This window comes from Kamptonema animale CS-326, from assembly GCF_028330895.1.
GTDB lineage: Bacteria > Cyanobacteriota > Cyanobacteriia > Cyanobacteriales > Microcoleaceae > Kamptonema > Kamptonema formosum.
The window spans coordinates 20,080-31,877 of sequence record NZ_JAQMUA010000406.1 but is presented as its reverse complement, the minus strand read 5'-3'; the positions used below and the strand labels follow the sequence as shown (position 1 = coordinate 31,877).

11 protein-coding genes are annotated in these 11,798 nt (G+C 41.2%); 9 read left to right on the top strand and 2 right to left on the bottom strand.

Going from position 1 to position 11,798, the window contains the following annotated elements:
• The first annotated feature begins 119 nt into the window (after window positions 1–119).
• The 8 genes from PN499_RS24070 (at window position 120) to PN499_RS24035 (ending at window position 7,089) form a co-directional block, all read left to right on the top strand.
• Complete coding sequence (locus PN499_RS24070; protein ID WP_272035309.1) at window positions 120–1,715, top strand: chloride channel protein; 1,596 nt, start codon at window positions 120–122, stop codon at window positions 1,713–1,715.
• A 68-nt stretch (window positions 1,716–1,783) separates the two neighbouring features.
• Entirely contained in the window at window positions 1,784–2,644 is an 861-nt protein-coding gene (locus tag PN499_RS24065) for an Rpn family recombination-promoting nuclease/putative transposase (protein ID WP_272035307.1), read from the top strand.
• A gap of 319 nt (window positions 2,645–2,963) precedes the next feature.
• Window positions 2,964–3,401, top strand: coding sequence for a J domain-containing protein (locus PN499_RS24060; protein WP_272035304.1), 438 nt, complete (start codon window positions 2,964–2,966; stop codon window positions 3,399–3,401).
• An 85-nt stretch (window positions 3,402–3,486) separates the two neighbouring features.
• A complete protein-coding gene (locus PN499_RS24055) occupies window positions 3,487–4,527 on the top strand; it encodes an exostosin domain-containing protein (protein WP_272035302.1) in 1,041 nt (346 codons plus the stop codon).
• 58 nt (window positions 4,528–4,585) lie between these two features.
• Window positions 4,586–4,858: a DUF3143 domain-containing protein gene (locus PN499_RS24050; RefSeq protein WP_007355302.1), complete on the top strand. Its 273-nt coding sequence runs from the start codon at window positions 4,586–4,588 to the stop codon at window positions 4,856–4,858.
• Between the two features lie 287 nt (window positions 4,859–5,145).
• Window positions 5,146–5,391: a photosystem I iron-sulfur center protein PsaC gene (gene psaC, locus PN499_RS24045; protein ID WP_007355303.1), complete on the top strand. Its 246-nt coding sequence runs from the start codon at window positions 5,146–5,148 to the stop codon at window positions 5,389–5,391.
• A gap of 260 nt (window positions 5,392–5,651) precedes the next feature.
• Window positions 5,652–6,332, top strand: coding sequence for an actin-binding WH2 domain-containing protein (locus PN499_RS24040; RefSeq protein WP_272035300.1), 681 nt, complete (start codon window positions 5,652–5,654; stop codon window positions 6,330–6,332).
• Window positions 6,333–6,360: 28 nt separating this feature from the next.
• A complete protein-coding gene (locus PN499_RS24035; protein ID WP_272035298.1) occupies window positions 6,361–7,089 on the top strand; it encodes a hypothetical protein in 729 nt (242 codons plus the stop codon).
• Between the two features lie 209 nt (window positions 7,090–7,298).
• Here PN499_RS24035 and PN499_RS24030 read toward each other — a convergent pair whose 3' ends face one another.
• The gene (locus tag PN499_RS24030) at window positions 7,299–8,747 is read right to left on the bottom strand and encodes a DUF2079 domain-containing protein (RefSeq protein ID WP_272035297.1); all 1,449 of its coding nucleotides are present in this window, start codon (window positions 8,745–8,747) and stop codon (window positions 7,299–7,301) included.
• Between the two features lie 37 nt (window positions 8,748–8,784).
• The gene (locus tag PN499_RS24025; RefSeq protein ID WP_272035295.1) at window positions 8,785–10,410 is read right to left on the bottom strand and encodes a DUF2079 domain-containing protein; all 1,626 of its coding nucleotides are present in this window, start codon (window positions 10,408–10,410) and stop codon (window positions 8,785–8,787) included.
• Window positions 10,411–10,509: 99 nt separating this feature from the next.
• Between PN499_RS24025 and dxr the strand changes: the two genes are divergently transcribed.
• Complete coding sequence (gene dxr / locus PN499_RS24020; protein ID WP_272035293.1) at window positions 10,510–11,700, top strand: 1-deoxy-D-xylulose-5-phosphate reductoisomerase; 1,191 nt, start codon at window positions 10,510–10,512, stop codon at window positions 11,698–11,700.
• Window positions 11,701–11,798 lie beyond the last annotated feature (98 nt).

Here is an 11,798-nt window from a genome sequence, read left to right as displayed (position 1 = left end):
TAGCCCCTAGCCCCTAGCCCCTTCTTTCTGACTTGTCAATCCCGCTCAAATTAATCTAAATTAAAAGTAGAAATAAAATTTAATATTTATCTAAGCTCCTCACAAATAAGCGCCCCTCAATGACTGCCATCCCTCCTGTTGGCGTGCGTCCCCCTTGCCCGCCAACACTCACTACCCGTGCATCACGTCTAACCCGATTTCTCAACCGCCTGCATCCCAGCCCAGAAACCCTCTTGCTGATCCTCTCCTTACTGATTGGGGGAGTCACAGGGGCAGGGGTAGTCACCTTTCATTACCTAATCCATTTGATCCATAGCTTGATGATGGAAGACTTTATGGGGGTAATAGGTGGAGGTAATCCTTGGGCATTAGCCTGCATCCCCATCCTTGGCGGAGTCGCCATTGGCTTAATGCGCTGGTGGTTCCGAGATTTTGGCCCTAATATGTCCTCCCTGATCGCCGCTTCCCAAGGTTTGCAAGAGCTCTCTCCCCTCAAACCGATCGCCAAGATGGTAGCAGCCTCCGTTTCCCTGGGTACAGGCGCATCTCTGGGCCCAGAAGCCCCCAGCGTTGAAATCGGTGCTAACTTTGGAATGCTCTTAGCTCAAGTCCTACAACTTTCTCAAGAACGGCAGCGGTTGCTATTGGGGGCTGGAGCCGCCGCTGGACTTGCTGCGGGATTCAATGCACCCATTGCCGGAGTGTTCTTTGCGCTAGAAGTCGTACTGGGAAGCACTTTCGCCACTTCATCCGTCAGCGTCGTTCTTCTCGCCGCCGTCGTTTCCGCAGTCATCGCTCAAATCAGCTTAGGAGCCCAGCCAGCTTTTGCTCTTCCAGTCTACGAAGTCCGCAGCCCCCTAGAATTGCCTCTGTATATGGGATTGGGACTCTTAGCTAGCTGTGTTTCTCTTGCCTATACCGAAGCCATTCAACTTGCTGACCGCTGTTTTCAGGGCAAAATTCCCGGATTTACTTGGCTGGCAAAGCTTCCTCGACCGATTCACCCCATTATTGGCGGGGCCTGCGTCGGCTTAGTAGCTCTGCAACTTCCACAAATCCTGGGTGTTGGCTACGAAACTGTGGAAGCCATGCTCCAAGATGTCAAATTTTCCTTGCCGTTATTGCTGCTTTTATTAGGGGCAAAACTAGGAATGACGGCTGTGAGTTTGGGTAGTGGTTTAGTTGGGGGGATCTTTGCCCCGGCGATGTTTCTGGGAGCCTCTCTTGGCTCTGCTTACGGGATCTTTTTGGCAATGCTACCAGCGATGAGCGGTCACGTAGCAGGGCCTCCGGCTTATGCAATGGTGGGGATGGCAGCAGTGCTCGCAGGTAGTGCTAGAGCGCCTTTGACTTCAATTCTGCTGATGTTTGAGTTGACGCGGGATTATAGGATTGTTTTGCCGCTAATGGCAGCCGTAGGATTGAGTGTTTGGCTGGTAGAGCTTGTCAACCGTCGCTCAACTCATAGCTTGAATCTTCAGCAAATGGGCGTAGATGTAACTGTTAACCAGCCGCCGCAGCCGATAGAGCCATTACCAGATTGGGAAGAACCTGTTAGCGATCGCATTGTTAATGGCATTCTTTCCTGTCAAATTCCCAGGGAGGAAGAGATTAGCGATCGCCAAGACAGCACGGATATCCCCATACTGACGCTAGCCAATTCACATTTAACAGAAGATGTCAAACCCTTACCAGAAACAAAATCAGCAGCCTGACTGAATTTAGGTGAGGGCGAGTCGGTTGCTGAGCCACAGAACCAATAGTTTAAAACCTAATTCCTACTATGATCTTTATCAACCCTAAAACGGATTACGCCTTCAAGAAAATTTTTGGTTCCTCAGAAAGCAAAGATATTCTGATTAGCTTTCTCAATGCTCTGATTTATGAAGGTAATTCTATCATTGAAGATTTAGAAATTATTAACCCAAACCTTCCACCCAGGGTTCAAGGCTTGAAAGATACTTATCTGGATGTGAAAGCTAAACTCACAGATGGTACTTTAGTAATTATTGAAATGCAGGTATTGAATGTACAATCTTTTGGGAAGAGAGTTTTGTATAATGCCGCTAAGACTTACGCTTTCCAGTTACAAACTGGTGAAGGCTATCGAATGCTTAAGCCAGTGATTGCTTTGACAATTACTGATTTTGAGATGTTTGCCAATAGCGAACGCTTAATTTCCAGGTTTGTGTATAAAGAAGTCAGTACCAATTTAAAGTATCCCGAAAATGACATAGATTTAGTATTTATTGAATTACCAAAGTTTACGAAGGAACAGGATCGACTTGAAACCTTGACTGATAAATGGATTTATTTTATTAAATATGCTAGAACTCTCACATCAGTACCAGAAACAATGGACAATATTCCCGAAATTCATAAAGCTTTCGAGATTGCGAATCAAGTGAATCTAAGTCGGGAAGAACTGGAAGATTTGGAACGGAGAGAACTGTTTATTTACGATCAGCAAGGAGCTATTATTAAGGCTGCTCAAGAAGGAATAGAACAAGGAATAGAACAAGGGAGACGCGAAGAAAAGCTGGCGATCGCTAGACAATTACTCTTACGATTAGATGATGCAACTATTAGCCAAATTACTGGACTTAGCCTTGAAGATGTGCTAAGCCTACGAGCGAGCGATTGATATTCAACCCAAAAATTGAGTTTAATAAATTAGAATGTAAAGCCTAAAGTAAACGGCTTATACTTATTAATTTTAATGTAATATTTGATACAAAAATCTTAAATATTTATAATACTATCGCTATATTATCCCCCAATTTCCCTACCCAGTCCAAAGTTGACAGTGGAAAAACGATCTCCACATTTAAAATAGCAATCAAAAAAAAGTTGCAGTTAAAGGGGTCAACAGCCGGCTAAAATAGTTAAATATTTTAGAAACAGGCAAAAAAGGGGCTTCGGTGACAGCGGAGGAGGCAACTTCAAAAAACCAACATCAAAAGATGCCAGGACAAATCCCTCTGGCCTTGACCTATTATGGCTTACTAGGGCTACACCCCTCAGCCTCAAGCATAGAAATTCGGCAAGCTTACCGGAAACTAAGCAAACACTACCATCCCGACACTACCGATTTGCCAACAGCGATCGCCACCCCTAAATTTCAACAACTAAACCTTGCCTATGCCACCCTCAGCAATCCTGAACGTCGTCTCACCTACGATCGCAAAATTGGCTATTCACCCTTAAATGTAGTTCAACCCCCAGCCAACTTAAACCATCCCTCCGACTCCCGCAACAACTCTGACTCAGCCTATTTAGACCCCACCGATCGCCCCCTCTCACCCGGAGAAATCTTCATTTTGTTAATTCTTGGTCTTACCCTACTCGGTTGTCTGGCCCTTGCGATCGCGATCGCCTTAATTCGAGGTAATCAACAATAAAACTCAAAAAAAGCATAATTTATTTTTTATTTCTGTTAAAGATTTTAACTATCATAAAACCTCCTTAACTACCACTTAACAACTCATGAAAATTTATACCTTCAATGCAGCTAGTGATACTCGTGTAGAATTACTATGGCCTCTCAGACCGGATAATAGAGATCCAGCCTTTGACAAGCTGATTGCAGAAAATCATTGGACTGAAACACATTCTTTAAAAGATTGCGATTTAGCCATCTACCCTAAAAAAGTTTTCAATCCAGAAAACCGTGTTTTTGATGACTCTGTTTTAGATGCAGTTAAAGAAGCTGAAATTTATAATAAGCCATTGATTATAGATGCAACCTGCGACTTAGATACACCCTTAGATCTACCAACAGCAAACATTCTTCGCTTTGGTCTTTATAAAAGCTTAAAAAAACCTTTTGAGACAGAGCGTCCTTACTGGTCAAATCAAAAAACTAAAACTCAGTTAGAAGCTCTAGAAATTTTACCTCGATCTCAAAAACCTGCTGTCGGTTTTTGTGGAACTACATCAGCGGTCGGTAAATTTTTTAAAATAGGGAACAGCCTGCCTTTTCCCCTATCAAAAACTTTATTATCCCAAGGCAACCTTGCCCAGAAAATAGACATGAGGCTGAAAAAAGGAATGAGCCATCAACTGAGAAAAGTTGCTATGGATTTACTGGCAGAAGATCGACGAATAGACAGCCATTTTGATATCACAAATACCCTGCAAGATTATTACAACCCCGCCAATATCAATAGAGTTTTACTAGAAGATAGATTCATAGACAACATGAAAAAATCAGACTATTGCTTGTGCGTGAGGGCAAATGGCAATTATTCGGGGCGCTTTTATATGGCTTTAAATGCCGGTTGCATTCCCTTAGTAATAGATACTGATGTAGAAATTCCCTTTGAAGAAAAAATTCATCTGCTCAAAGTCCCACTAAAATCTTTATATAAGATAGGAGACTTAGTAGTAGAACATTTTGAAAAAATCACCAACAAGGAATTCCAAGAAATGAAACTAGAAAACAGGGCTATTTACAACGAGCTTATGGCTCCCGATCGATTCATCCCCAACTTTATAGAAAGTGTCTTGCAAAAAGCTAATAGCTAATAGCAGATTCGCATTCAAAACTAATTTCCAATTACCAACTATCAACCATCAACTACCAATGACCATTCCTTCCCCCGATACCCCTTTGTATAATCATCCCCTGCCAGAAATAGAGCAATGGCTAAAAAACCGGGGTTGCCAACAAGACCGTAGCGAACTCCACTGCTGGCGAATTCAGCGGCCAACATGGGAAGCAGAACTTTCCCTAGACATCGATCAACTCACCGTCCGCTACCTTCACGCTGGAGCCGACGGTCAAGATATTCAACGAGCTTTCAAATACTCTCTTAGCCGTCAGGATATTGAAGCTGCGGTTTTTTCCGGCCCGTAAATCGACATCTTACTCCCCTTCCCTTGCAGGGAAGGGGTTGGGGGTTAGGTCAAATATATCGATTGTAAAACAAGATTGATTTTTGTAAAGTTTTGTAAAAAATATCGTTTCTAATCCTTAACCGTTAACAACTGTGAAGTTTTGCTGCCTTTTAGCTTCTGGCTTGGAAACACTGCGGTAAACTAGGCCATGATTCTCTGTGAAAGATGAGCGGTGGAAGCTCGCCGTCGAATCAGTTCACTTGCAGATACAGCAAATTTTGATGACTCGTTTGGAGCTTTTATTCAATGTCTCATGCAGTCAAAATCTACGATACCTGCATTGGCTGTACCCAATGCGTCCGCGCTTGCCCGCTTGATGTTTTAGAAATGGTGCCCTGGGATGGCTGTAAAGCCGGTCAGATTGCCTCTTCCCCTCGCACAGAAGACTGTGTTGGCTGCAAGCGGTGCGAAACTGCTTGTCCTACTGACTTTCTGAGCATTAGGGTTTACCTGGGAGCTGAAACAACTCGCAGTATGGGTCTAGCATACTAAGAAGCTATTAGCACGCTCTTTGGGATCGGCTTGAGGAGGGGGCGTTAATCGCCCCCTCTCTTGTGAGTAATTTTGGAAAACTTATAATTATACCACAAGTCAGAAGTAAAAATTCAAAAGTTATTGGACAGCAATCTCATCGCTCGAAAGCCGTAGGTTGAGTGCAACGAAATTAAACCCAACATCAGGAATTTCGTAATACTCTTGAGAAGATATTAAAAGTTATTGGACAACAACCTCAGCGCTCGAAAGGAGACAGCATGAAATACTTTTCAATCGTGATGGATTTACTACGGGAACGCCAGCAATTCCTCGAAGACCTCCGCCAAGGCGTAAGACTACAATCTAAAATCTTAGGTCTGTTGATTTCCAGTTGCGTATTCTTCGCCGTCTATGGCGCTATCATTGGTGCAGCGAATAGTTGGCAGCAAGCAATCATGTCAGCGATCAAATTGCCAGCTCTTTATATAATCACAGTTATCATCTGTTTTCCCACATTATATTTTTTCAATGTAATGTTTGGTTCCAAGCGCTCCTTTGAGCAATATTTAGCATTGCTAATGACAGCAGTAGCCTTGATTGGAGTTTTACTCTTAGGATTTGCACCAATATCGTTATTTTTTCTAATTAGCACCTACGATTACCAGTTTTTTAAACTGTTAAATGTTGCGATTTTCTCACTCACAGGCTTTCTCGCTGTTAATTTTTTATATCAAGGTATGCAGTTGCTTTCTAAGGAAGACCCCGAAGGCAAGGAAATTCGCGACAAGATTTTGAAATTCTGGCTAATACTTTATGCCTTTGTCGGCTGTCAATTAGCCTGGACGCTGAGACCTTTTTTTGGAGCACCGGGAGCACCTTTCGAGTTATTTCGCGGCCGAGACAGCAACTTTTATCTGAATATCGTGCAAGCAATATCTGAAATTCTTGGTTATCGCTAAACTTTTAATTAGGAAATTGGAAACTCTTATGCAGCCAGATTTGGAGGAGTTAAGAATTACCGAGAAAGAAGTAGAAGAGTTAAGCGGTGTAACTCTGAGTGATGTTGTCATGGGTAATTTATACCGAATTTCTGTGCTGCGTGAGAGTTTGATCGGCAAGAAAAGGCGGGATCGTCAACAACTTGCCTCTTTTATTTTTAATGAAGTTTTGATATTTGGCTTAACCTTAATTTTTTCAGTTCCCATTACTTTGTTAATCGCTAAAAATACTACTTCTGTACCAGATACTCAGGCATTTTTTCAGTTTTTACAATTGACTTTAGTCCTATCTACTCTCTTGAGTTGCGGCTGGAATATTTATATGTGGTTGAAAGCAAAACCTCTAGGAGCTTTGGCGAATTTGGTGGATGAAGTAGAGAAATATAATGAGGTGATTAAGGCTGTAGATATTATTGATAAGTTAACTGCTGTGGGTAATTTGCCCCTAAATTTGATTAACAGAGACGATGCAATTAAAGCCTTAAATGTCACTAGGGATAGTTTGATTTGTGCTTTGAGAACAGAAAGAATACTCAGAGAAAATCAAGAGTTTATTGGTCGCCGCTATGAGTTATTTGTTAATATTGAAAATAATCTAACTGCTTTAATGGCTTTTGATGTCAATAACCAAGCGAGTGAATATGGACGGTTGCTGAATGAGGCGCTAGAAATTGGGATGAGCGTGCATAAAGAGGTAAGAAAATTACAGGATAAGTAGAAGGAAGAAGGAAGAAAAATTTAGTTATCTAGGAGAGAAGGAAGAATGTTTATACAGTCAGCTTTTTAGCCATCCTTATCTTATGTTTAATTAGGTGGATTTACTTAAGTAAATCGAAGCAATCTCAATGCCTTGAGATTGCTTCTGTTTGCTTCGCTGCGCTCGCAACTCGCAATGACATTGTTTATTTCTATCCAGCTACTTAAGCGTTAGTTTTTTTGATTGAATAAATAAACGTCATTCTGTTGATAATTGAGTTGAAACTGAGGATTATTTTTAAGTTGACTGACTAAGTTAGTCGCAAAGTCTTTATTACTATTCCACCCTGGATGGCGGAGATTTAAAAGCACATAATCAAAGTCAGTTAAATTATTAGGGGGTACAGAAGCATTGGTTAATTTGATAATTGGGCGATGGGATAAATGAGGAGCAATATAAGCAGTAGTTAAGACGCTACCCTTCGTTTGAACAAGGGCGATTGCATTTCGTGTTGCTTGCCATGTATCGAGAGAATCTAGATAAATTGTCCAGAAATAACCATACTTAGCTAGTGCTAAAAAACTTACTAATGACCAAATAATTATTATTTTAGGTAATTGGTAATCTGTAATTGGTAATTGGTAATTGGTAATTGGTAATTGTATTTTTCCTCCCGTTTTCTCCCTTGCTGCCAATGTCGCAATTACAGCGACTAAGAGAAAGGGTAACAAGGGGAGAGAATATTGATGAATTAAATCCCGTTGAGCATCAATATCAGATAAAATATTCTTGATTAATACTGGTAAAGCACTTATTAAAGGCGCGAACTGACGGGGAGAAAGCCATAAAATTACTGGTAATAATAACAAACCAAGATATTGCAAAGTATCCCATGAAAAAATTCTACCTAAGACCAGTCCAGGTTTGAGTATAACATTTACAGCAATTTCAAAAACTGAGTTTCCTAAATAGCTATAGCGTCCAACTCCTCCGGGCCCTTTTCCACCTTTAAAATGTGGGATGATTCCTTGAGTGACAATTATAAACCAACCTACACCTAAACCAAGTGCAATTGCACCGCATAACCGCTTCTTTTCAAAGAAAAACAGCCAAATTCCCATTGCAGCTACGGTTAGAGATAAGGCATCTTTACAGGCTAAAACCCAAATAATTGCCAGAATAAACCATAAGGTTTTATCTAACTTAGCTGCTAAAATTGCGCCTAAAAGGGCGGGAATTGCCATTACTTCGGGATGAAAATCAAACAAGTTAATATTAAAAACTACTGGATAAAATAAATACATGGCCGCCATAGCTAAAGCTTTAGATTCATTTAATCCAGCTTGACGTGCTAAACTCCAAGTAGGCCACGCCCCTAATGCTAAAGATACTGCTTGTACTAATAATAACCAGTAAACTGACGGGTAGATTTTGTAAAGTAAACCCAATGGATACATTGCTAAAGCTGCATGATTTCCCAGATGATGAATGCCTAGAAATGAGGAAAATGGTGTTTCTCCCTGGCTAATGAGATAAGCAACTTGGTCATAAATTCCCATTTCAAAAGCTGTTGATTGAAATAGGGCATGACGTACACTGCTACAAATCATAAAAATGATTGCAGTTATAGTAATTATCCAAACTAGAGGCAAGGATTTAATATGTTTAAAAATCAGCATTTTTCTAATAATTTCCAGAGTAATAAAATTCTCGTAACTAATTTTTTGTGAATACAAAAACATCATCTTGCTGATAGATTAACTTAAAATTAGGAGAATTTTTAAGTTTATCTGCTACACTAGCACCAATATCTTTAGTATCTGGCCAAGGATGGCGCAAATTTAAGACTACGTACTTAAATTCAGCTAAATCTGCATTTGGTGAAATTTGCGATAACAATTTTACTACTGGGCGATGGGTGAAATGAGGGGCGAGTCTATTATCAGTTAATACGCTACCTTGGGGTTGCACTTGGGCGACTGCTTCTTGGGAAGCTTGCCAAGTATCAATCCTTGTTAGATATAGCAAGAAATCCTTAGATTCGCCGATAATTAGGAAAATTAGTAATGACCAAATAACGATCGTTTTGGGAAATTCTAACTGAGGGATAGGAATTAGGAAATTAAGGATATTTATTTCTAATTTTTTCTTTTGTTTTGCTGATTTTGCTGTTAAATCATCTTCACTACCCACTAATAAACTATCGGTTAAATCTGTTGGTAAATTTTTACGGCTTAGTTCTTCCTTGGCAATGGCTGCTAATAATAAAAAAGGAATTACAGGTAAGGAATAATGATAAGCCATGCTACGCTGAAATGGCACATCTGATAGAATATTTACGGCTAGCGTCGGCACGGCACAAACTAAGGGTGTTAGATATCTCCAGCCTAACTTTTTACCAGTAAAGGGAAAGAGTAACCAAATCAGGGGTAAAATTAGGAAGAACAGATATTTAATTGTATCAAAGGAAAAGATTTTACCTAAAATTAATTGTGGTTTCAGGAACAAATTGAGTACAATTTCTCTAACTGAGTTACCTAAATAAGTATAGCGCCAAACTCCCGCCGCTTCGCTGCCACTAAAGTAGGGAATCAGCTTCTGAGTGGCAATCAAAAACCACGCTACACCGAGAATCAGGGCAATACCGCCACACAAACGGCGTTTCTCAAATAGCAGTAGCCAAAAACCCATTGCTATTACAGTTAAGGACAAGACAGCTTTGCCACCCAAAACCCAGAGAATGGCTGCACAAAACCACAGCGGCTTATTGAGTTTTGCGGCTAAAATTGCGCCCAAAATAGCGGGTAAAGCCATTACTTCGGGGTGAAAATCAAATAAATTTGTATTAAAAATTACTGGATAAAGGAGATAGGCTACTGCCATTGCCATAGCTTGGTTTTCCTTTAAACCCGCTAAACGCGATAAAATCCAAATTGGAAAAATGCCTAAAGTTAAGGCAATTGCTTGTACTAAAAATAACCAGTAAACTGTGGGATAAATCTTGTACAATAAAGCTAGAGGATAGATAGCCCAAGCTGCATGATTACCAAGATGATGAAACCCCAAAAATGAGGAAATGGGGGGGAAACCTTGGCTAATTAAGTAAACAACTTGGTCGTAAATTCCTAAATCAAAGCCTGTTGATTGAAATAAGGCGTGCCGCAAGCTACTACACAAAAAGAAAATTAGCACAGAGGATGCGATCGCCCAAACCGCAGTCGGCGGAGGGATGAGATGACTTACCTCTATTTTCTCTGACTTGCTGCTGCTGTCCTCGCTTGAGGTTCCAAGATTTTCAGGGGGGTTTTGCATGAAGGCTTGCACTAGCTGACCACTCAACATATCATTCACTCGAACGTGCAACTAGGCAAGAGTCGGCGAGTGCTAATTTAACTCCCTGCGATCGTAATATTGGTATGGCCCACCAATCATTAAAAAATTGTGAAAGCGATTACCCTTCTCGGCTCTACCGGCTCCATTGGCACTCAGACGTTAGATATTGTGGCACAGTACCCCGATCAATTTCGGATTGTGGGTTTGGCTGCTGGGCGAAATGTGACGCTGCTGGCGAAGCAAATTAGGCAGTTTCGGCCGGAAATTGTCGCCATCTCTGATGTGGATAAGTTGCCAGAATTGAAAGAGGCGATCGCAGACTTAGCTCCACAACCCATTTTACTTGCTGGCGAGACTGGCATCGTAGAAGTTGCCAAATATGGCGATGCCCAAGCTGTCGTTACTGGCATTGTCGGCTGTGCCGGTTTGTTGCCTACAATTGCGGCTATTGAAGCCGGTAAAGACATTGCTCTTGCTAATAAAGAAACTTTAATTGCTGGCGGCCCCGTTGTCAACCCCTTAATCGCCAAACATGGAGTGAAATTATTACCTGCTGATTCAGAACATTCTGCCATTTTTCAATGTCTCCAAGGCGTGCCTAAAGGCGGTTTGCGGCGGATTATTCTCACGGCTTCTGGCGGTGCATTTCGAGATTGGCCAGTTGAGAAATTATCAGAAGTAAAAGTTGCCGATGCTTTGAAACATCCGAATTGGTCAATGGGGCGGAAAATCACGGTTGATTCTGCTACCTTGATGAATAAAGGGTTAGAAGTAATCGAGGCTCACTACCTGTTTGGTATGGATTATGATGGCATTGATATTGTCATCCATCCTCAGAGCATCATTCACTCACTAATTGAGCTGCAAGATACCTCTGTTTTAGCACAATTGGGGTGGCCAGATATGCGTTTACCTCTACTTTATGCCTTATCTTGGCCAGAGCGAATTTATACAGATTGGGAACCGCTGAATTTAGTAAAATCTGGAGATTTAACCTTCCGAGAACCTGACCATCAAAAGTATCCTTGTATGCAGTTAGCATATACTGCTGGACGTGCTGGTGGTTCGATGCCGGCGGTGTTGAATGCAGCTAATGAGGAGGCAGTTGCGTTGTTTTTAGATGAAAAAATTGAATTTTTGGATATTCCGAGATTAATTGAACGGACGTGCGAAAAGCATCAAGCTGATAACTGTGCAAATCCATCTTTAGATGATATTATTGCCGCCGATAAATGGGCAAGACAAGAAGCTTTAGCGGGTACTAAAGAGTTAGGCGATCGTCTCGTATTTCTGCGATAAGCTTTTACGCATAAAACATAACCCTGGTTGTTGAGAAAACCAGGGTTCTTATGTTAAAAATGTGGGCTAATATAGCAACCGCTTTCGTCGTTTAGGAC

Excerpts from the sequence above, each read along its gene's own strand:
- PN499_RS24055 (WP_272035302.1), top strand. The coding sequence starts at position 3,487 with ATGAAAATTTATACCTTCAATGCAGCTAGTGATACTCGTGTAGAATTA.
- PN499_RS24025 (WP_272035295.1), bottom strand. The coding sequence starts at position 10,410 with ATGTTGAGTGGTCAGCTAGTGCAAGCCTTCATGCAAAACCCCCCTGAA.
- psaC (WP_007355303.1), top strand. The coding sequence starts at position 5,146 with ATGTCTCATGCAGTCAAAATCTACGATACCTGCATTGGCTGTACCCAA.
- PN499_RS24060 (WP_272035304.1), top strand. The coding sequence starts at position 2,964 with ATGCCAGGACAAATCCCTCTGGCCTTGACCTATTATGGCTTACTAGGG.
- PN499_RS24030 (WP_272035297.1), bottom strand. The coding sequence starts at position 8,747 with ATGCTGATTTTTAAACATATTAAATCCTTGCCTCTAGTTTGGATAATT.
- PN499_RS24065 (WP_272035307.1), top strand. The coding sequence starts at position 1,784 with ATGATCTTTATCAACCCTAAAACGGATTACGCCTTCAAGAAAATTTTT.
- PN499_RS24035 (WP_272035298.1), top strand. The coding sequence starts at position 6,361 with ATGCAGCCAGATTTGGAGGAGTTAAGAATTACCGAGAAAGAAGTAGAA.
- PN499_RS24040 (WP_272035300.1), top strand. The coding sequence starts at position 5,652 with ATGAAATACTTTTCAATCGTGATGGATTTACTACGGGAACGCCAGCAA.
- PN499_RS24070 (WP_272035309.1), top strand. The coding sequence starts at position 120 with ATGACTGCCATCCCTCCTGTTGGCGTGCGTCCCCCTTGCCCGCCAACA.
- PN499_RS24050 (WP_007355302.1), top strand. The coding sequence starts at position 4,586 with ATGACCATTCCTTCCCCCGATACCCCTTTGTATAATCATCCCCTGCCA.